This window comes from Actinospongiicola halichondriae, assembly GCF_049103745.1.
GTDB lineage: Bacteria > Actinomycetota > Acidimicrobiia > Acidimicrobiales > Salinilacustritrichaceae > Salinilacustrithrix > Salinilacustrithrix halichondriae.
Genome location: NZ_CP171622.1, coordinates 2,298,628 through 2,319,574, shown reverse-complemented (window position 1 = coordinate 2,319,574; position 20,947 = coordinate 2,298,628). Strand labels below are relative to the sequence as shown.

At 67.6% G+C, this 20,947-nt stretch carries 16 protein-coding genes, 1 tRNA gene and 1 pseudogene; 12 read left to right on the top strand and 6 right to left on the bottom strand.

Annotated elements, in window-relative coordinates:
- Positions 1 to 6: 6 nt before the first annotated feature.
- The 5 genes and pseudogenes from ctaF to AB8619_RS11440 form a co-directional block, all read right to left on the bottom strand.
- The gene (ctaF, locus tag AB8619_RS11460; protein WP_436792767.1) at positions 7 to 405 is read right to left on the bottom strand and encodes an aa3-type cytochrome oxidase subunit IV; all 399 of its coding nucleotides are present in this window, start codon (positions 403 to 405) and stop codon (positions 7 to 9) included.
- A 14-nt stretch (positions 406 to 419) separates the two neighbouring features.
- Positions 420 to 2,060 (bottom strand): annotated as a pseudogene (gene ctaD / locus AB8619_RS11455) (cytochrome c oxidase subunit I); the annotation flags it as partial.
- On the bottom strand, positions 2,057 to 2,770 hold the full coding sequence (gene coxB / locus AB8619_RS11450; RefSeq protein ID WP_436792766.1) for a cytochrome c oxidase subunit II: 714 nt from the start codon (positions 2,768 to 2,770) through the stop codon (positions 2,057 to 2,059). The pseudogene ctaD and the gene coxB, both read right to left, overlap by 4 nt.
- 40 nt (positions 2,771 to 2,810) lie before the next feature.
- Positions 2,811 to 4,775, bottom strand: coding sequence for an LPXTG cell wall anchor domain-containing protein (locus AB8619_RS11445; protein WP_436792765.1), 1,965 nt, complete (start codon positions 4,773 to 4,775; stop codon positions 2,811 to 2,813).
- Positions 4,776 to 4,839: 64 nt separating this feature from the next.
- A tRNA-Pro gene (locus tag AB8619_RS11440) sits at positions 4,840 to 4,916 on the bottom strand.
- Positions 4,917 to 5,049: 133 nt separating this feature from the next.
- Between AB8619_RS11440 and tig the strand changes: the two genes are divergently transcribed.
- The 10 genes from tig (at position 5,050) to rodA (ending at position 16,013) form a co-directional block, all read left to right on the top strand.
- On the top strand, positions 5,050 to 6,411 hold the full coding sequence (gene tig / locus AB8619_RS11435; protein ID WP_436792764.1) for a trigger factor: 1,362 nt from the start codon (positions 5,050 to 5,052) through the stop codon (positions 6,409 to 6,411).
- On the top strand, positions 6,408 to 7,067 hold the full coding sequence (locus AB8619_RS11430) for an ATP-dependent Clp protease proteolytic subunit (protein ID WP_436792763.1): 660 nt from the start codon (positions 6,408 to 6,410) through the stop codon (positions 7,065 to 7,067). Before tig ends, AB8619_RS11430 begins: the two co-directional genes overlap by 4 nt.
- Before the next feature lie 24 nt (positions 7,068 to 7,091).
- The gene (gene clpX, locus AB8619_RS11425) at positions 7,092 to 8,363 is read left to right on the top strand and encodes an ATP-dependent Clp protease ATP-binding subunit ClpX (protein WP_436792762.1); all 1,272 of its coding nucleotides are present in this window, start codon (positions 7,092 to 7,094) and stop codon (positions 8,361 to 8,363) included.
- Between the two features lie 10 nt (positions 8,364 to 8,373).
- Positions 8,374 to 9,729 (top strand): bifunctional folylpolyglutamate synthase/dihydrofolate synthase, encoded by a 1,356-nt coding sequence (locus AB8619_RS11420; protein ID WP_436792761.1) that lies wholly within the window; start codon positions 8,374 to 8,376, stop codon positions 9,727 to 9,729.
- A 10-nt stretch (positions 9,730 to 9,739) separates the two neighbouring features.
- Entirely contained in the window at positions 9,740 to 10,150 is a 411-nt protein-coding gene (gene ndk / locus AB8619_RS11415) for a nucleoside-diphosphate kinase (protein WP_436792760.1), read from the top strand.
- 230 nt (positions 10,151 to 10,380) lie between these two features.
- Positions 10,381 to 11,421: a rod shape-determining protein gene (locus AB8619_RS11410; protein ID WP_436792759.1), complete on the top strand. Its 1,041-nt coding sequence runs from the start codon at positions 10,381 to 10,383 to the stop codon at positions 11,419 to 11,421.
- 42 nt (positions 11,422 to 11,463) lie between these two features.
- The gene (mreC, locus tag AB8619_RS11405) at positions 11,464 to 12,306 is read left to right on the top strand and encodes a rod shape-determining protein MreC (RefSeq protein WP_436792758.1); all 843 of its coding nucleotides are present in this window, start codon (positions 11,464 to 11,466) and stop codon (positions 12,304 to 12,306) included.
- A gap of 1 nt (position 12,307) precedes the next feature.
- Positions 12,308 to 12,826: a rod shape-determining protein MreD gene (gene mreD, locus AB8619_RS11400; RefSeq protein WP_436792757.1), complete on the top strand. Its 519-nt coding sequence runs from the start codon at positions 12,308 to 12,310 to the stop codon at positions 12,824 to 12,826.
- Positions 12,823 to 14,853, top strand: a complete 2,031-nt coding sequence (gene mrdA, locus AB8619_RS11395; RefSeq protein ID WP_436792756.1) for a penicillin-binding protein 2 — start codon at positions 12,823 to 12,825, stop codon at positions 14,851 to 14,853. Before mreD ends, mrdA begins: the two co-directional genes overlap by 4 nt.
- Positions 14,853 to 16,013: a rod shape-determining protein RodA gene (gene rodA / locus AB8619_RS11390; protein WP_436792755.1), complete on the top strand. Its 1,161-nt coding sequence runs from the start codon at positions 14,853 to 14,855 to the stop codon at positions 16,011 to 16,013. The genes mrdA and rodA overlap by 1 nt, the downstream gene beginning before the upstream one ends.
- Positions 16,014 to 16,022: 9 nt before the next feature.
- On the opposite strand, the gene AB8619_RS11385 is transcribed toward rodA, so the two are convergent.
- The gene (locus AB8619_RS11385) at positions 16,023 to 18,080 is read right to left on the bottom strand and encodes an alpha-galactosidase (RefSeq protein ID WP_436792754.1); all 2,058 of its coding nucleotides are present in this window, start codon (positions 18,078 to 18,080) and stop codon (positions 16,023 to 16,025) included.
- Positions 18,081 to 18,167: 87 nt separating this feature from the next.
- Between AB8619_RS11385 and AB8619_RS11380 the strand changes: the two genes are divergently transcribed.
- Both AB8619_RS11380 and AB8619_RS11375 read left to right on the top strand, forming a co-directional pair.
- Complete coding sequence (locus AB8619_RS11380; protein WP_436796377.1) at positions 18,168 to 20,153, top strand: TIGR03960 family B12-binding radical SAM protein; 1,986 nt, start codon at positions 18,168 to 18,170, stop codon at positions 20,151 to 20,153.
- Positions 20,150 to 20,938, top strand: a complete 789-nt coding sequence (locus tag AB8619_RS11375) for a TIGR03936 family radical SAM-associated protein (RefSeq protein ID WP_436792753.1) — start codon at positions 20,150 to 20,152, stop codon at positions 20,936 to 20,938. Before AB8619_RS11380 ends, AB8619_RS11375 begins: the two co-directional genes overlap by 4 nt.
- Positions 20,939 to 20,947: the final 9 nt, after the last annotated feature.

The following is a 20,947-nucleotide window of genomic DNA, read 5'->3' as shown; positions in this document are numbered from 1 at the left end:
AGCGTGTCAGTGCTCGCTGCGGGCGCGGGACTGGCGGATGAAGCCCACGAGTCCGGCGATCATCACGAGCGCGCCGGGGACGAGGAACCAGATCCCGAGGACGAGCCCGTTCGTCATGAGGAACGCGGCGACGCCGATCCAGAACGGCCAGATGCTCGAGTGCGGCAGGTACATGGCGTCGGCGGTCACGGCGTGGCCAGCGTGCGCGCCCCGGTCCTGGAACCAGAGGAAGGTGCCGCACACGAGCGACAGGCACGCGGCCAGGGCCAACATGACCGACCCGGCCTCCTCGTATGCCGCGGCACCGTAGATCGCGGCCATCACAGCGACGGCTGCGCCGATGCCGAGGAAGATCCGGCTCTGGATCCGGACCTGGCCGGCGTCGGAGGACTCGTCGGCGTCCATCAGTGGCCTTCGATCACCAGGTCAGGATGGTGCTCGTCCCAGAGCGGACGGTTCGACCGGATCGACGGGAGCGGGCGGTCGAAGTTCTCGGTCGGTGGGGGAGACGACGTCGCCCACTCGAGCGTGTGGCCACCCCAGGGATCGTCGCCGGCGATCTCACCGTGTCGCCACGACCGCCACGCGTTCCACACGAACGGCAGCGTGGACGCGCCGAGCAGTCCGGCACCGATCGAGGAGACGAGGTTCATCCAGTCGAAGCCGTACGCATCGAGATAGTCCGGCACCCGGCGGGGCATGCCCTGCAGTCCGAGCACGTGTTGGATGGCGAAGGTCAGGTGGAAGCCGACGAACGTCATCCAGAAGTGGACCTTGCCGAGTCCGGTGCCGAGCATCCGGCCGGTGACCTTGGGGAACCAGTGGTACACGCCGGCGAAGAGCGCGAACACCGAGCCGCCGAAGAGCACGTAGTGCATGTGTGCCACGACGAAGTAGGTGTCGGTGACGGCGAAGTCGATGGGCGCGGTCGCGAGCAGGACCCCGGTCAGTCCGCCCAACAGGAACGTGAAGATGAAGCCGACCGCGAACAGCATCGGTGTGGGGAAGACGATCTGTCCGCCCCACAGGGTGCCGATCCAGTTGAAGATCTTCACGCCGGTCGGCACCGCGATGAGCATCGAGAAGGCGGTGAAGAACGGCAGGCTGACTGCGCCGGTCACGAACATGTGGTGGGCCCACACGCCCACCGACAAGGCGGCGATGGCGATGGTGGCGAAGACCAGCCCGGCGTAGCCGAACACCGGACGACGGGCGTGTACGGGGAGGACCTCGGTGATCACCCCGAAGTAGGGGAGGACCACGATGTAGACCTCGGGGTGGCCGAAGAACCAGAACAGGTGTTGCCACAGGATCGGTTGGCCGCCGTTGGCGATGTCGAAGACGTGGGCGCCGAGGTGCCGGTCGGCGAAGAGCATCGCCGCTGCGGCCGTCAGCATCGGGAACGCGATGAGGACGAGGATGCTCGTCACCAACATGTTCCAGGTGAAGATCGGCATGCGGAACATCGTCATCCCGGGTGCCCGCATCGTGAGCACGGTCGCCACGACGTTGACGGCCGTCAGCACGCCCGAGAGGCCGGTGAGGACCAGGGCGATGATCCAGAGGTCGCCGCCGACGCCGGGGGAGCGGACCACCGACGACAGCGGCGAGTACCCGGTCCAGCCGAAGTCGGCCGCACCGTCGGCGGTGAGGAATCCCGACAGCATCGTCAGACCGCCGAAGAGGAAGAACCAGTAGCTCAGTGCGTTGAGGCGTGGGAACGCCATGTCACGGGCGCCGATGTGGATGGGCACGAAGTAGTTGGCCAGCCCGAACGCGAACGGCCCGATGAACAAGAACAGCATGATGCTGCCGTGCATCGTGAACAGTTCGTTGTAGGTGGCGTTGCCGACGACCTGTTGCCCCGGCTCGGCGAGTTCGGTCCGGATCACCAGGGCGAGTGCGCCGCCGACGAGGTAGAAGGCGAACGCCGTGAGCATGTACGCCACGCCGATGCGCTTGTGGTCGGTCGTGGTCAGGAACGCCAGGAGCCCGGTCGCCTCGCGACGCGCGGGTGGCGACGGCGTGGGCTCGACCGGACGGTCGTCGAGCAGGCTCATGGAGCCGACTCCTCGAGCCACCGGTCGAAGTCGTCGGCGGCCAGGACCCGCACGCTGAACCGCATGCGCCCGTGGTCGAGGCCGCAGTATTCGGCGCACACGCCGTCGAACGTCCCGACCTCGGTCGGCGTGACGTCGATGGCGTTGTCGATGCCAGGGATCATGTCGCGCTTCACGAGGAAGTCGGGCACCCAGAACGAGTGGATCACGTCGGCGGTACGGAGTTCGAGCCGGGTCGTGCGATCGAGCGGGAGCACCAGTTCGGGCACGCCCGACTCCGGTGAACCGTTGACGACCACGCCGGATTCGACGTAGTCGAAGCGCCACTGCCACTGGAAGCCGGTGACGTCGATGACGAGGTCGGGGTCGTCGGTCTCGGCGCTCACACGATCCTCGGTGCGGACGCTGAAGACGAAGAGAACCGAGACGATGAGCAGCGGGATCGCGGTGTACGCGATCTCGATCGGGATGTTGTACGGCTTCTGGCTGGGGATCGCGTCGTCGGAACGTCGTCGATACCGCACGACGACGAAGACGAGCAGCACGGTGACGAAGACGCCGACGCCGGTCGCCAGCGCGGCGTACCACCGGTACAGGTCGAAGACCTCCCGGCCCTGTTCGCTGGCCGGTGTCGGCGCACCGAAGGACGGCAGCGCACACGACGAGAGGCCGAGAGCGGTTGCGGCGAGGAGTGCGATGCGACGGTGCATCAGGCGGCGAACCTACACCGGGTGGTCCGCCGCCCGGCGTCTAGCGGAGGTGAGCTCCCGTGGGTCGGGAGCGACGGTCGGTGAGCCAGAGTGCGGCACAGCCGACGAGGATGCTCGCGAGACCGAAGAGCACCATCGCCGCGGGCTCTGCACCCGTCTTCGGGAGAGCCCCGGTGGCCGGCGATTGGCCCTGTCCGCCCGATCCGACCGCACCCGCAGCCGTGGTCGGCGTGGTCGGCGTGGTGGCGGGGGACGTCGTCGGCGTGGTCGGAGCGGCCTCGACGCTGGTTGCCTCGGACGCTTCGTCGTTGGTGCCGTCGGCATCATCGGCGTCGGACGAGACGGTGGCCGCGATCTCGATCACGTCGGTTCCTGCAGCCGTGGTGTCGTCGACGGTCAGCGGCACCTCGAGAGTGGCGGTGGCGTCGGGAGCGAGGGCCCCCACGGTCCAGGTGGATCCGGCGTAGGTGCCGAGCGACGCGACGGCGGTTCCTTCGGTCACACCTGTCGGCAGGGTCAGGTCGATCTCCACGGTCGTGCCCGGTGCCGTCGACGGCCCACCGTTCGTGACCGTCACCGTGTAGGTGAGTCCCGCGGCATCGCCGGCGGTCACCGGATCGGCCGACTCGGTCACCGAGACGCCGAGGTCGGCCTCGGGTGCCGGGTCGCTCGAGTCGTCGGAGGCGTTGTTCGACGGGTCGGGGTCGGTCACGGACGCCGTGATGGTGGCGCTGTTGACCACTGCGGCGTCGGCGGCGTCGTCGACATCACAGGTGGCGGTGTAGGTGATCGATGCGCCGACCGGCAGGGAGACGGCCTCGTCGATGTCGCTGTCACCGGACGTCGTGCCCGAGGCGCCGTCGGCCAGGACCGCGGTCCAGGAGCAGTTGGTGAGGCTGGCGGGGAACGTGTCGGCCACTGTCGCCGCGGGATCGTCGGACGGGCCGGCGTTCGCAGCCACGATCGTGTAGACGACGGTGCCGCCGGGAACCACGGTGTCCGAGTCGTCGGTCTTGGTGATCGAGAGGTCGGCTTCAGGAGCGACCGCGGTGGTCTCGATGGCCGAGTTGTTGCCCGAGTTCGGGTCGGTCACCGACGCCGTCACGGTCGCGGTGTTCGACAGGCCGGTCGTGCGGTCACTGTCGATGGCGCAGGTGGCCGTGTAGGTGATCGATGCGCCGTCGGGCATGGCGACGAGGTCGTTGATGTTCCCTGAACCAGAGGCGGTGTTGCCGGTGGCTCCGCCAGCGGCAACGGAGGTGTACGTGCAGGTGAGGCCGGCCGGGAACGTGTCGGCGATCGTGGCGCCCGGATCGTCGGACGGGCCGTCGTTCGTCGCGGTGATGGTGTAGACGACGTCCTCGCCGGGGGTTGCGGGGTCGACGTCGTCGCCCTTGGTGATCGACAGGTCGGCTTCCGGGTCACCAGCGCTGTGGTGAACGGTGAGTTGGATGGAGTCGAGGTCGATCGGGTTCGGCGTGCCCTGGCTGAGGCGGACCTGGATGCCGTCGTTGATGATGGCGGGAGTCAGCGATGCGCCCCAGGTGTCGGTGGCGCCGCCGACCGCGACCGTGCTGGTGCTGTTGCAGTTCGATGGTCCGCCGGTGTTGATCGGCAGGGTCTTCGAGCCGAGGACGACACCCCCGTCGCGCAGTGACAGGGTGCCGTTGTTGGCGGCAGTGCGGTACTTCGGGGTCACGACGATGCCGTCGATCGTGTCGGTCGCAGGGATCGAGAACCCGGTGAAGGTGAACTCCGCCCAGGCGCCGGCGTTGCCTCCGGTGCAGTTCCCGGTGCCCGATCCGAGCGGGTTCGCGCCCGAGGCGTGTGAGGGATACGGGGTCCAGTTCGCGTCGTTGTCGACGATCCAGCTCGAGGCGTACTGCGCGGTCGTCGCGGCCGAGGCCGGCGACGCCGGAGAGAAGGCGACGAGGAGTGCGCCGAGAAGCGCGACGGCGAGGGCGCCGATGAACGCGCGCCGTTGGAACTGCAGCCGGGCTGGCATGTGGGGGGTCCGCCTTGTTCGAGATGTGTCAGATTCGGCGGCACATTACCGTGCGCCATGGCCGTGGTCGGGGAGACAGGATTCGAACCTGCGACCCCCTGCTCCCAAAGCAGGTGCGCTACCGGGCTGCGCCACTCCCCGTACGACCGGGGCGGGGACACTACAAGGCGTGCGGCGGATGGCCGTGATCGGAAAGCCCGTCGATACACTCGTCCGTTCCCGTGCACGCCCTGCCCAGCGGGCACAACCGCTGGCGAAACGAAATGGCCACCTCGTGAACTCCACCGTCGAAACCCTCGAAGACAACAAGGTCAAGGTCTCCGTGACCGTCGAAGAGACCGAGTTCGAGGGTGACCTCGACGCGGCCTTCAAGCGGATCGCCCAGGAGGTCAACCTCCCCGGTTTCCGGCGTGGCAAGGCTCCCCGCAAGCTGCTCGAGGCTCGCATCGGCCTCGGCCCGGCTCGCGAGGAAGCCCTCCGCGAGGCGCTGCCGAAGTACTACTCCGACGCCGTCATCGAGCACGACGTCGACGTGATCGCTCCTCCGGAGCTCGACATCACGGGTGGCCAGGACGAGGGTCCGGTCACCTTCGAGGCCATCGTCGAGGTCCGCCCCGTCATCTCCATCGCCGGTTACGACGGACTCAAGGTGACCATGCCGTCGCCCGAGCCCGACGCCGAGGAGATCGACGCCCAGATCGACCGCATGCGCAGCCTCGACGCGACCGTCGAGACCGTCGACCGAGCGGCCGACGAGGGCGACACCGTCGTCATCGACATCGTCGGCACCCTCGACGGCGAGGAGCAGGACGGCCTCACGACCGACGACTACAACTACGAGATCGGCTCGGGGGTCATCACCTCCGAGGTCGACGAGCAGCTCAACGGTGCGTCCGCCGGCGACGAACTCGACTTCGATGCGACCCACCCCGACGAGGACGAGGAGCGCCAGCTCCACTTCGTGATCTCCGTCAAGGAGGTCAAGGCCAAGGTCCTGCCCGAGCTCACCGACGAGTGGGCCCAGGAGAACTCCGAGTTCGAGACCGTCGACGAGATGAAGGCCGACCTGGTCGAGCGGATGACCACGGTGCGCAAGGCGCAGGGCGCCCAACAGCTCCAGGAGAAGGTGGCCGAGGCGCTGGCCGCCCTCGTGACCGACGATCTCCCCGAAGCGCTGATCAGCGGTGAACTCAACGGCCGCCTCCAGGACCTGGGCATGCGCCTGCAGGCCCAGGGCATGGGCCTCGAGCAGTACCTGATGATGACGGGCCGCTCGCAGGAGCAGTTGATCGACGAACTGCGTGAGAACGCCGAGACCAGCGCCCGTGTCGACCTCGCACTGCGCGCCATCGTGGTCGCCGAGGGCATCGAGTGCACCGACGACGAACTCGACGCCGAGATCGACGAGGTCGCCGAGCGTGTGGGCGAGAAGCCCAAGAAGGTTCGCGCCCAGTTGGAACAGAACGACCAACTGCCCGCGGTACGCTCTGACATCACGAAGCGCAAGGCGCTCGAATGGCTGCTCGACCACGTCGAGATCGTCGACGAGAACGGCAACAACGTCGACCGCAGCACGTACGAGCCTCCTGCAGACGACGCCACCGACACTGACACCGAAGAGGACGCAGCCGAATGACCCCAGAGCAGGCCGCACGCCACGATTCCACCGTGCGCAACTACCTCGTCCCGACGGTCGTCGAGTCGACCAATCGGGGCGAACGGGCCTACGACCTCTACTCCCGCCTGCTCAAGGAGAACATCATCTTCCTGGGCACGCCGATCGACGATCAGATCGCGAACCTGGTGTGCGCACAGTTGCTGCACCTCGAGTCGGAGAACTCCGACAAGGACATCAGCATCTACATCAACAGCCCCGGTGGCGACATCACCGCGCTGTTCGCGATCTACGACACGCTGAGCTTCATCAAGAACGAGATCAGCACGATCTGCTTCGGACAGGCCGCATCGGCCGCCGCCGTGCTGCTCGCTGCCGGGACCAAGGGCAAGCGCCTGGCGCTCACCCACTCCCGGGTCCTGCTCCACCAGCCGTGGGGACAGGGCGGTGGCCAGGCCACCGACATCGAGATCCAGGCCCGTGAGATCATGCGGATGAAGGACCTCCTCAACCAGATCCTCGCCGATCACACCGGTCAGACGGTCGAGCGGATCGAGGCCGACACCGATCGCGACTTCGTGATGACCGCTCCCGAGGCCCTCGAGTACGGCATCATCGACGAAGTGATCGAGCGACGAGACGTGGCCGACACGACTGGACCCATCCGGGCCAACTGAGCAAGAACGCAGAAGGGGGACACCGTGGCGAAGTTCGGAGACGGGGGCGAACTCCTCAAGTGCTCGTTCTGCGGGAAGTCGCAGAAGCAGGTCAAGAAGTTGATCGCCGGTCCCGGCGTCTACATCTGTGACGAGTGCATCGATCTGTGCAACGAGATCATCGAGGAGGAGTTGGCCGAGACGTCCGACTTCCACTTCGACGAGCTGCCCAGGCCGAAGGAGATCTTCGAGTTCCTCGAGGAGTACATCGTCGGTCAGACCGACGCGAAGAAGATCCTGTCGGTCGCGGTCTACAACCACTACAAGCGGATCCAGTTCGGCCACAACACCGTCCACGACGACGTCGAGGTCGCGAAGTCGAACATCTTGATGCTCGGCCCCACGGGTTCGGGCAAGACGTTCCTCGCACAGACGCTGGCCCGTCTGCTCAAGGTCCCGTTCGCCATCGCCGACGCCACCGCGCTCACCGAGGCGGGCTACGTCGGCGAGGACGTCGAGAACATCCTGCTCAAGCTGATCCAGGCGGCGGACTACGACGTCAAGAAGGCCGAGACCGGGATCATCTACATCGACGAGATCGACAAGGTCGCCCGCAAGTCGGAGAACCCGTCGATCACCCGCGACGTCTCGGGCGAGGGTGTCCAGCAGGCGTTGCTCAAGATCCTCGAGGGAACGACGGCCTCCGTGCCGCCCCAGGGTGGTCGCAAGCATCCCCACCAGGAGTTCATCCAGATCGACACGGGGAACATCCTGTTCATCTGCGGTGGCGCCTTCGCCGGGATCGAGCGGATCATCGAGTCGCGCAAGGGACACACCGGTGTCGGCTTCGCCGCCGAGATCCGCGCCAGCAACGATTCCGATGCCGCCGATCTGCTCCAGGACGTGCTCCCCGAGGATCTGGTGAAGTTCGGGCTGATCCCCGAGTTCATCGGGCGTCTCCCGGTCATCGGTGCGGTCGGCCACCTCGACCACGAGGCACTGATCGAGATCCTCACGGAACCGAAGAACGCCCTGGTCAAGCAGTACCAGAAGATCTTCAGCTACGAGGACGTCGAACTCGAGTTCACCGACGACGCGCTGACGGCGATCGCCGACCAGGCGCTGCATCGTGGCACCGGCGCCCGCGGGCTCCGGGCGATCCTCGAAGAGGTCCTGCTCGAGATCATGTACGACATCCCGGGTCGCACCGACGTCGGCAAGGTCGTCGTCGACGAGGCTGTGGTGCTCGAGAAGGTGCTGCCGACCATCGTCCCCAAGGACGACAAGGCCACCCGCCCCAAACGGGCAGCTTCGTAACCAGTCCTGCATGGACTTTGCGGAAGCGGTCGCGTACCTCGACGACCACATCAACCTCGAGGCGACCGTCGGTGGCCCCACCGCCGGCGCCGTGCACGGCCTGTCGCTCGACCGCATGCGCGGTCTCGTCGACGTGCTCGGCGATCCGCAGGCCAGCGCCCCTGTCATCCACATCACCGGGACCAACGGCAAGGGTTCGGTCGCGAAGATGGTGTCGGCGCTGCTCGGTGCGCACGGACTCACCGTCGGCACTTATGGCAGCCCCCACCTCGAGTCGATCCGTGAACGGATCACCCGCAACGTCGACATCATCACCGAGGTGGAGTTCGCCGACGTGGTGTCGGAGATCGCCGCGCTCGAGTCGCTCTTCCCCGACCGACCCAGCTACTTCGACCTGCTGACCGCGACCGTGTTCGCATGGTTCGCACGCGAGGCGGTCGAGGTCATGGTCGTCGAGGTCGGTCTCCTCGGCCGCTACGACTCCACCAACGTGGTCGATGCCGACGTCGCCGTGATCACCAACGTCGGACGGGACCACACCGACGGCGTGGGGGAGTGGCGCCGATCCATCGCCCAGGAGAAGGCCGGCATCATCAGCGACCGCAGCGCGGTGATCATCGGCGAGACCGATCCCGAACTGGTCGACGTGTTCCGTGCCGAGGGTGGGGCCCTGCACTGGGTGCGCGACGAGGAGTTCGGCTCGTCGTCGTCGGCCATCGCCGTGGGCGGACGCCTCATGGGCGCCTACACCCCGACGTCGCGCTACCACGATCTCTTCCTCCCGCTGCACGGCTCGCATCAGGTCGACAACGCCGCGGCCGCCATCGCCGCGGTCGAGACGTTCTTCGGTCGCCCCCTCGACACCGAGGTCGTGCAGGAGGCGTTCTCCGCCGTGTCGGTGCCCGGACGGTTCGAGGTCGTGCACCGCTCACCGCTCATCGTCCTCGATTCCGCACACAACCCCGACGGGACCGCCGCGGCTGCCACCACGTTCCACGACGAGTTCGAGCCCGATGGCTCGCTGACGCTGCTCGTGGGTCTCCTCGGTGGTCGCGACATCGAGGAGACGTTGGCCCCGCTGGTCGGCCTCGGAGCGCGGCGGATCATCTGTGTCGAGGCCGAGTCGCCCCGGGCGATCTCCGCCGTCGACGTCGCTTCGGGCGTCTCTCGGATCGTGTCGGCCGGCGGTGCTCCGGCGATCCCCGAGGTCACCATCGTCGACGACGTCGAGACCGCGATCGGTCGGGCGACCGACCGCATGAACAGCGACGACGCGCTGCTCATCGCCGGCTCGACCTACGTCGTGGGTGCCGCCCGGACGGCGCTGCGCCGCTCTGACCTTGGATCCACGCTCACCGGTCCCTAGCCTCGGCGGCGTGAACCAGACCTTCGTCATGTGCAAGCCCGACGCCGTGGAACGCGGCCTCGTCGGCGAGATCATCAGCCGGATCGAACGCAAGGGCCTGACCCTCGTCGCCGCCGAGCTCCGGACGGCCGACCGTGCCCTCGCCGAGGCGCACTACGACGAGCACAAGGAGCGCCCCTTCTTCGGCGAGCTCGTCGACTTCCTCACCCGCGGCCCGGTCATGGCCATGATCGTCGAGGGTCCGAGCGACAACACCTTCTCGATCTGCCGCACGCTCATCGGCAAGACCAGCGTCGACGACGCCCAGCCCGGCTCGATCCGCGGCGACTTCGCGACCACGACCAACGAGAACCTCGTCCACGGCAGCGACGCCCACGAGTCCGCCGCCCGCGAGATCGGCCTCTGGTTCCCCAACCGCTGATCGTTCTGGGTGCGCGATCTGCCATCTGACATCCCGGTTCTGCACCCAGAACCGTCGGGGTGGGGTGGGGGCGCACCCCGATGTTGCGGTTTCGTGACGAACCGTTACGATGGTGCAACTTGCGAGCAGGCATGACGCCACGTCGCGCTGACCGGGCGACTTCTGGGCCCAACCGGTAACCTCTCGACGGAACCGGCATCCCGTTTCCCGCACCTGATCGGTGATTCCCCATGTCCGAGAACGTCTTCACCTCACTCATGGGCCGCGACATGGCGGTCGACCTCGGTACCGCCAACACGGTGGTCTACGTGCGCGGACGCGGCATCGTGCTGAACGAGCCCTCGGTCGTGGCGGTCAACGTCCGCGACGGCCGCCCCCTGGCAGTCGGCACCGAGGCCAAGCGGATGATCGGCCGCACGCCGAGCCACATCCAGGCCATCCGTCCGCTGAAGGACGGCGTGATCTCGGACTTCGAGATCTGCGAGAAGATGCTCCGGTACTTCATCCAGAAGGTGCACAACCGCCGCTGGGCCAAGCCGCGGATGGTCATCTGCGTCCCGTCGGGAATCACCGGTGTCGAACAGCGCGCCGTGCTCGAGGCCGCCGAGTTCGCCGGCGCCCGCAAGCCCGCGCACATCATCGAAGAGCCCATGGCCGCCGCGATCGGCGCCGGTCTCCCGGTCCAGGAACCGACCGGCAACATGATCGTCGACATCGGCGGTGGCACGACCGAGGTCGCCGTCATCTCCCTCGGCGGCATCGTGGCCAGCCAGTCGGTGCGTGTGGCCGGCGATGAACTCGACGACGCCATCATCCAGCACATCAAGAAGGAGTACTCCCTCGCCTTGGGCGAGCGGACCTCCGAAGAGATCAAGATGGCGTTGGGTTCGGCGTGGCCGCTCGAGGAGGAGATCTACGCCGAGGTGCGGGGTCGGGATCTGATCACCGGTCTCCCCAAGACCATCGTGGTCTCCACCGAGGAGATCCGCGAGGCGATCGAGGAACCGGTCTCGGCCATCATCGACGCCGTCAAGGTGACGCTCGACAAGACGCCGCCGGAGTTGGCTGCCGACATCATGGAGAAGGGCATCGTCCTCGCCGGCGGCGGCGCGCACCTCCACGGCCTCGACGCTCGACTCGAGCACGAGACCGGCATGCCGATCGTCATCGCTCACGACCCGCTCCACGCCGTGGCGCTCGGGTCGGGCATGGCGCTCGAGGAGTTCGACGCCCTCAAGGACGTCCTCTTCAACAACCCGCCCGAGCACTAGCCCTGTGCCGCTCCGCCTCGCAATGCTGGTCTCGCCGTGGCCATGAGTTCGCCTCGACGCGGTCGACCCCGCTTCACGATCGTGGTGTTGGTGCTCTTCTCGATCACCGTCCTCACGCTCGACTTCCGAGATGTCGGCATCGTCCAGGACGCCCGACACGCCGTCGGATCTGCGCTGAGCCCGGTGCAGGGCGCGGCCGACTTCGTCGCGACTCCATTCCAGAACGGCTGGAACGGCATCACCAACTACGACGACCTGGCGGACGAGAACGAGACGCTGCAGGCCAGGGTCGACGAACTCGAGGGACAGATCGCCCGCGACGAGGACGTGTCCGTCCAGTACGAGCAACTGCTCGACACCGTCGACATCCCGTGGGTCGGCTCACTGTCGACCGCGACCGCCCGGGTGATCCAACAACCGGCGAGCGCGTTCTCGCACATCGTGGTCATCGACAAGGGATCGTCGGTCGGCATCCGGGTCGGCATGCCCGTGGTGACCGGTGCCGGGCTCATCGGCCAGGTCGTCGACGTCTCGTCCGATCGCTCGTCCGTCCAACTGCTGACCGACCCCGAGTTCCGAGTCGGCGTCCGTCTGGCATCCAGCCAGCGGTTCGGCACGGCGAAGGGTCAGGGCGCGTCCCGAGATCTCCGCATCGACACCGGTATCGAGCCGGGCGAGGAAGACGCCGACGTGCCCGACGACGAGGTCCTCACGACCTCGGGCATCGACGATCGGTCGTCCTTTCCGGCGTCGATCCCCGTCGGGCGCGTCCGCCGCACGGCAGAAGCCAACGGCGGACTGACTCTCGAGATCTTCGCGAGGCCCCTCGCCGATCTCGACGAGTTGTCGTTCGTGAACGTGCTGCTGACGTCTCCGGTGGGCTGACGTGCTCCGCGCCGTCCGTCTCTCGCTCGTCCTCGTCCTGCTCCTCGTCGTGCAGACGACGTGGCTCGCCGACCTTCGGCCCTTCGGGGTGCCGGGCGACCTGATGCTCCTCGTGGCGATCGCCGGCGGCATGGCCGCCGGCCCGGTCCGCGGCGCGACGGTCGGGTTCATCGCCGGACTCGCCCTCGACTTCGTCCTCCTCTCGCCCTTCGGGCTGACCGCGCTCGCGTATCTGGCCGTCGGCTACGTCGTCGGCAGCGTGCACGACGGCGTGCTCCGGTCAGCGCCGTGGATCCCCGTGGTCGTGACGTTCGTCGCGTCGATCGCCGCCATCGTCTTCTACGTCGTCCTCGGGCAGATCATGGGGCAGCAGTTCCGGGGCCCTGACCTGCCCCGGATCGTGCTGGTCACCTCGGTGATGAACGCCCTGCTCGCGATTCCGGCGCTCCACGTGATGCGATGGGTGGAGGAAGCAGCCCCCGATCGCATGATGCGCCAACCCCTCCGAGGCCTCCGATGACGAACGCAGAGTCTCCACGTTTCCGTCTCGCGGTGCTCGCGGTCGTGGTGCTGGCGTTGTTCGCTGCCCTCTTCGCTCGGCTCTGGTACCTGCAGGTGCTGTCGTCGGAACCGCTGCTCGAGGCGGCCGAGGCAAATCGCATCCGGACGATCCAGGTCGAAGCACCTCGTGGTCGGATCCTCGATCGCAACGGCAAGGTGCTGGTCGACAACCGCGTCTCGACGGTCGTCACGGTCGATCGGGTCCTGTACAACGAGCTGGACGACGACGACGCGGCCGAGATGATCAACCGGCTCGCGGCCGAGATGTCCCGCTACGGGTCCCCGGCCACGGTCGAGGCCCTGGTCGAGCGGGTCAACGACCAGCGGTACTCGCAGTACGCGCCGGTACCGGTCGCCGAAGACGTGACCGAGGAACTCAAGATCTACGTCGAGGAACACCGCGAGCTGTTCCCGTCGGTCACCGTCGAACGGACGGCGGTGCGTCGCTACACCTACGGGACCAGGGCCGCGCACGTGATCGGCTACGTCGGGGAGATCGGCGACACCGATCTCGAGGACCGTGCGAACAAACCGAAGACGTACCAACGTGGCGACCAGATCGGCAAGACCGGCGTCGAACGGATCTACGAGGACGATCTGCGTGGCATGCCCGGCCAGACCGTCTACGAGGTCGATGCCCAGGGTCGTCCGGTGCGCGTGCTCGAGGACCTGTCGCGCCCGCCGATCCCCGGCGACGACGTCTGGCTGACGATCGACATCACCACACAGTCCGTCGCCGAAGACCTCCTGAAGGAGGCGCTCGATGGCGCTCGCAACCGGCGCCCGAGCGGCGACAACCTGAAGAACGAAGCTCCTGGCGGTTCGGTCGTCGTCACCGACCCTCGCGACGGCTCGGTGCTCGCCATGGCGAGCTACCCGACGTTCGACCCCGCCGACTTCGTCAACGGCATCTCGTCGTCGCGCTATGCCTTCCTGACCGACGAGGCCAACCACGACCCGCTCACCAATCGCGCCATCCAGGGCCAGTACGCACCGGGCTCGACCTTCAAGTTGATCTCCGGGTATGCGGCGTTGGCCAACGGGCTCCGTGAGGCGACCACGCCGTACTACGACACCGGGTCACACACCCTCGAGAACTGCGAAGGTCAGTGCACCTTCCGGAACGCGGGCTCGAAGGCCTACGGAACCGTCGATCTTCAGCGGTCGATCACCGTGTCGTCGGACGCGTACTTCTACTCGGTGGGCGAGGACTTCTGGAACGCTCGTGGCCGGTTGGGTGACGAGGCATTCCAGGAGTCGGCCAGGCTCTTCGGGTTCGACCAGGAGACCGGCGTCCCGCTGCCGTTCGAGCAGGACGGACGCATTCCGACCCCTGAGCAACGCAAGGCGCAGTACGACGCGAACCCCGGCGCGTTCCTCGAGCGCAACTGGTTCACGGGCGACAACGTCAACATGGCGATCGGTCAGGGCGACGTCGCCGTGACGCCGCTGCAACTGGCCAACGTGTACGCGACCTTCGCGAACGGCGGCACTCGGTACGCCCCGAACATCGCGACGAAGATCACGCGCGGGGGAAGCGAGAACACGGTCAAGCGGACCTTCGAACCCCGGATCAACGGAACGCTCGAACTGCCGCCGGAGTACCGTGACTCGCTGCTCCAGGGTCTGGTCGGGGTCACGTCGACCAACGGCGGCACCGCGTTCGGCACGTTCCAGGGCTTCCCGCTCACTGAGTTCCCCGTCGCCGGCAAGACCGGCACCGCCCAGGTCAACGGCAAGGCCGACACGGCGGTCTTCGCGGCCTTCGGGCCTGCCTACGCCCCCGAGTACCAGGTCGCCGTGATCCTCGAGGAGTCCGGTTTCGGTGGCACGGCGGCCGCACCCGTGGCTCGCAAGTTGTTCGACCAGTTCGCCGGCGTGACCCCGCCGCCCGAACTCCAGCCCGGTGGCGAGTTGGTCTACCCCGAGATCGTCGACGACCAGCCGACGCAGGAAGACCTCGCTCGCGTGGGGAGCTCCGACTGATGGACGCCTTCGCCGGACGCTGGCCGGGCACGACCCGGTCGGCGAGCTCGATGCGCCGCAACCCGTCGGCGGCGTGGCGTCACGTCGACCTGATCCTGCTCGGGACCGTGGCCGCGATCTCGCTCATCGGCACGCTGATGGTCTTCTCGGCGACGCGCGGCAGCGACCCCGACAACGTCAACACGGCCACCCTGCAGCGGCACGTGGTCTTCCTGCTCACCGGTGCCACCGCGATGGCCCTGGTCTCGATGGTCGACTATCGCCGGTTCCGCGAGTGGGCACTCATCGCCTACATCGGGGTCTGTGGCCTGCTGATGTTGGTCATCTCGCCGCTCGGCACCGAGGTCAACGGCGCGCAGGCGTGGTTCAACCTCGGTTCGTTCCAGCTCCAGCCGTCCGAGCTCACGAAGGTCGCCGTGATCCTGGTGCTGGCCTCGCTGGGTGCACAGTTCGGCGGCGACATCGACCTCCGCCGGCTCGCGCTCCTTCTGGCTGTGCCCGGCTTCCCGCTCGCGCTGATCATGCTCCAGCCCGACCCCGGTACGGCCATGGTCATCGTCGCCATCACCATGGGCGTCTTGTTGGTGTCGAACGTCCGGGCCAAGCACATCGCGGCGCTGACGTTGTTCGGTCTGACCGGACTCGTCCTGGTGCTCAACAGCGGCTTGCTCGAGGACTACCAGAAGAGCCGACTCACGGTCTTCCTCAACCCCAACGCCGCGCTCCGGGAAGAGGCCTACAACCTCAACCAGTCGAAGATCGCGATCGGGTCGGGCGGCGTCCTGGGCAAGGGCATCTTCGAGGGCACGCAGACACAGCTCGACATCGTCCCCGAGCAACACACCGACTTCATCTTCACCGCGGTGGGCGAGGAACTGGGCTTCGTCGGTGCCGCGACGCTCCTGGTCCTGTTCGGCATCCTCTGCTGGCGGATCTGGCGCATCGCACAGCTCTCGCGCGACCAGTTGGGACTGTTGTTGTGCGTCGGCGTGCTGTCGATGATCGTGTTCCAGATGTTCCAGAACGCGGGCATGACCATGGGCATCATGCCCATCACCGGCATCCCGCTGCCGCTGGTCAGCCACGGTGGTTCGTCGACCATCGCGCTCTTCGTCGGACTCGGTCTCGTGCAGAACGTGCACATGCGCCGCTTCAGCTGACGCGCGCCCTCAATCGACCGAGTCGAGGCGGAGGAGCAACACGCTCTCGGGGAACAGGCGCGGCATCTGGATCCCGATCGTTCCGAGGCTCTCACCGGTCGCGTCGACGCCGTCGCCGGTGATCCACGACGGATGCGCGACCGCCATCCCGAAGACGTCGCCTGGCATCGCGATCCGGCGGATCGAGTACGTACGACGGGGATCGAGCCCGCGGAGACGGAGCAGCGGGGGAGTGGGCGCCTGGCTCGTCGCCAGTTGGGCGAACGAGAACACGGCGGACGACCTGTCGGGAGCGACGACGCCGTGCGCCATCGATGCGTCGTCGGGCGGATCGAGGCGCACGACGTCGCCGGAGTGCAGCAGCGGTCGGAGTTCCTTGTGCAGTGCGACCCAGGCGCGCACTTTGTCGAGGTCCCGGTCCGATGCCTCGAGCAGGTTCCACTCGATGCCGAGGTGGCCGAACAGCGCCGTGCCGGCCCGGAACCCGAGCCGGTGGGTGCGGCCGGTCGTGTGCGCACGGGGCGGCCCGATGTGGGCGCCCATGACCGCCGGCGGGAGGAACGTCGAGAAGCCTCGCTGGATCGTCTGCCGTTCGAGTGGGTCGTTGCAGTCGGACGTCCAGATCCGCTGGGTCCGTTGCAGGATGCCGGCGTCGGCCCGTCCACCGCCGGATGCGCACGACTCGATCTCGATGTCGGGATGGCGGGTCCCGAGCGCATCGAGCAGGCGGTAGAGCGCGAGTGTCTGACCGTGGGTCGCTCTCGTCGCGACGTCGCGGTTCATGTCCCACTTCACGAATGCGATGTCGTGGTCGGTGAGCAGCCGGTCGAGGGCGTCGAAGAGATGACTCCAGCAGTCCTCGATCGTGAGATCGAGGACCAGTTGGTTGCGGCCGGTCACGGCCGGGTCGCCGAGGACCCAGTCGGGATGGGCGCGGAAGAGGTCGGAGTCGGGGTTCACCATCTCGGGCTCGACCCAGATGCCGAACTCCATCCCGAGGCCGGTCACGTGGTCGATGAGCGGTCCGAGGCCGTCGGGGTGGGCGTCGGGCGACACGAACCAGTCGCCCAGTCCGGCCGTGTCGTCGCGGCGGCCACCGAACCAGCCGTCGTCGAGCACGAACCGTTCGACGCCGACCGATGCGGCCCGGTCGGCCAGCGCCGTGAGTCGATCGAAGTCGTGGTCGAAGTACACGGCCTCCCAGGTGTTGAGGAGCACCGGGCGGGGTCGGTCCGGGAGCGACCGGCGCACGTGGCGATGGAGACGTTGGCTGCACGCCGTCAGGCCCTGTCCCGTCGTGGCGAGGAGCGTCGGTGCGTCGTGGCGTTCGCCGGGTCCGAGCGCCACCTCGCCGGGCGCGAGCGCCTCGCCTGCCTGGACGTGGCGTCGGCCGTCGGGCAGCCGCTCGATGCGAATGGCGTGGTTCCCGCTCCAGGCCAGGTGGACCCCGCGCACCTCGCCGTCGTGCTCGCCGAATCCGGTCGGACCGAAGAACGCCACCGGCACCGAGTCGTGCGACGTGCGTCCTCGGGTGGTCTCGATCAGGTGGGTTCCGAGCGGCCACGGGATCCGGAGGGGTTGGAACTCCGCACACCACTGACCGGTGAGACGGAGGATCTCGTCGGCGTGATCGGGCAAGGGGAGCGATGCCGCCAGATGGTCGACGAAGAGGACGTGTTCGGCGGTGTTGACGACCGAGAGATCGACGGTGATGACGTCGTCGACCCGAACGGTGCCGACGATGGTGACACCGGCCCCCTCGTCGACCGCCTCGAACCGGAGGCCGGCCGAGTCGACCGACCACCGGGTCTCGCAGTGCCGGAGTTCGACCGGGCCGTCTGCTCGGTGGCACTCGAGCCCGAGTCGTCCCGCGAAACCGGCGTCGAGGGGCACCAGGGAGAGGTGAGGTTCCCGATCGAGCGTGGCCGGAGCCCGTGGTCGGTCGATCCGGTCGGGCAAGGTGTCGAGCGGACCGGGATCCGGGCCCCAGTGCACGACGGCGGGGATCTCGCCCGCGGTGTCGATCACCAGGCACGAGTCGGCGTCTCCGAGCAGATGCAGGTCCACCCCGGCACCCTTCCACGTCCGCAGGCCCCCACGGTGACGGTTCGGGGATCGGTGGGGGTCGTCCGGTAGCGTGTGGCCACCGTGCCCATGACTTCTCCGTCATCGTCGGGCGCGACCACCGATGTGTGGCCGGCGCTCGAACGACATCTCGCCTCCGTGGCGAAGCCGGCGCGCTACATCGGACTCGAGGATGGAGCGCCCGCATCCGAGCGCGCCCCGGGAAAGGTCGGGTGGCTGCTCTGCTATCCGGACACGTACGAGATCGGTCTGCCCAATCAGGGCCTCCAGATCCTGCGCGAGATCATCAACGAGCGTGACGATGCGTTCGCCGAGCGTGGCTACGCCGTGTGGAGCGATCTCGAGGCGGTGATGCGGCGCGAGAAGATCCCGTTCTTCTCCATCGAGACCCATGCCGCGGCGTCGACCTTCGACGTGATCGCCTTCAACCTCGCTGCCGAGCTCACCTACACCAACGTCCTCAACTGCGTCGACCTCGCCGGCGTCCCGGTGCGATCCGCGGATCGCTCGGACGACGACCCGTTGGTCATGGTCGGCGGACACTGCACCTACAACCCCGAGCCCATCGCCGACTTCGTCGACGTCGTGGTGCTGGGCGACGGTGAGGAGGTCGTCGGCGAGATCACGACCGTGCTCGCCGAATGGAAGGCCGAGGGCAAGTCGTCGGGATCGCGTGCGAACGTCCTCCGGGCGCTGTCGCACGTCGAGGGCGTCTACATCCCGTCGCTCTACGACGTCGAGTACGACGGTGAACACCTGGCTTCCGTCACTCCCCGCTACCCCGACGTGCCCGAGCGGGTCGAGAAGCGCACGATCGCCGACCTCGCCGAGTGGCCGTACCCGAAGCAGCAGCTGGTCCCGCTGACCGAGGTGGTCCACGATCGGCTCAACGTCGAGGTGTTCCGCGGCTGCACGCGAGGCTGTCGCTTCTGCCAGGCCGGGATGATCACCCGTCCCGTCCGCGAGCGTCCGGCCGATCAGGTCCGGACCATGATCGACGAGGGCCTCAAGCGCACCGGCTACGACGAGGTCACGCTCACGAGCCTGTCGACCGCCGACTTCTCCGGCATCGAGCAGACGGTCTCCGACGTCATGGACCTCGACACCGGATGCGGTCAACCCATCGCGCTCGGCCTGCCGTCGTTGCGGGTCGACGCCTTCACCGTCGGACTCGCCAACCAGATCCAGAACGCACGACGGACCGGGCTGACCTTCGCCCCGGAAGCCGGCACCTGGCGGATGCGCCAGATCATCAACAAGCTCATCCGCGAGGAAGACCTCTACGGCGCCGTCGGTTCGGCCTACTCGCAGGGGTGGCGCCGGATGAAGCTCTACTTCCTCACCGGCCTCCCGTCGGAGACCGACGAGGACACGCTCGGCATCGCCGAGTTGGCCAAGAACTGCGTCGAGCTCGGCAAGGAACACCACAAGAACCCGAGCGTGACCGTCAGCCTCGGTGGATTCGTCCCGAAGCCGTTCACGCCGTTCCAGTGGTTCGGCCAGAACACCGAGGACGAGTTGCGCCGCAAGATCAACCTGGTGCGCGACGCCACCCGCAAGACCCACGGCGTGAACCTCAAGTGGCACGACTCGCGTGCCTCGGTGGTCGAGGGGCTGCTCTCGCGCGGTGATCGTCGTCTGGGGCGGGTCATCGAGCTGGTCTGGCAGCGCGGCGGCGTCTTCCAGGAGTGGTCCGAGCACTTCGACATCGAGTTGTGGATGAACGCGATGGCCGAGTGCGGCCTCGATCCCGACTGGTTCATCCATCGTCATCGCACCGAGGACGAGGTCCTGCCATGGGACCACCTCTCCGCCGGGCTCCACAAGGACTTCCTGTGGATGGACTGGCAGGACGCCCTGGCCGAGGTCGGCCTGCCGGACTGCCGCTGGACGCCCTGCTACGACTGCGGCGCCTGCACCGGGTACTCCATCGAGCACATCGTCGCCTCGGCCACGCCTCCGGCCGGCGGCTCGCAGGGGACGGGCGTCGACCTCTCCGCCGGCCACACCGTGCCGGTCCAGCTCACACCGCGCGCCGTGGGGGTGGCGAAGTGACGCCCCCACACAAAGAACGCATCCGGATCCGATTCAGCAAGTTCGGTCGCATCCGGTTCACGTCACACCGGGATCTCGCACGGGTCTGGGAACGCAGCCTGCGCCGGACCCGCCTCCCGGTCTCCTACAGCGAGGGCTTCTCGCCACGCCCGCGGCTCCGCTTCGGTCTCGCCCTCGCCACGGCACACGAGTCGTGTGGCGAATATCTCGACGTCGATCTGGTGCCGGGCACCGAAGTCGACATCGATTCCCTCGGGAGCCTCGTCCAACCGACGTTGCCTCCCGGCATGCACATCCAGGGTGCGGCCCATGTCGCTCCTGGATCCCCCAGTTTGCAGGAAAGCGTCAGCTCGTGCACCTGGCTCGTCGAGGTCCCGGACCTCGCCGCGTCCCGAGCCGCTGAGCTCATCGAGTACGTGCTGACATCAACAGAACTCCCGGTCACCCGGACACGGAAGGGCAAGGAAGTCACCGATGACATCCGCCCCGCCGTGTGCTCCCTCCGCATCGCCGAACCCGACGAGTGCCCGCCTGCTGCGCTTCTGCAGCCGGCCGGCGTCCTGCTCCGGGCCGAACTGACGACACAGCCTCGTGCGTGTCGCCCGGCCGAGCTGCTCGCCGCGTTCGACGGTGCACCCCAGGAGGGCCGAGTGGTCCGGCTCCACCAATGGACGACGGTCGACGGCGACCGGCGCGAGCCCCTCGAGGTCACCCGAACGGGTGCGATCCTCGACGAGACGCTCGCCCCGCCGACGGCCACGCACGCCACGGCGCGTGCGTCATGAGAAGGGAAT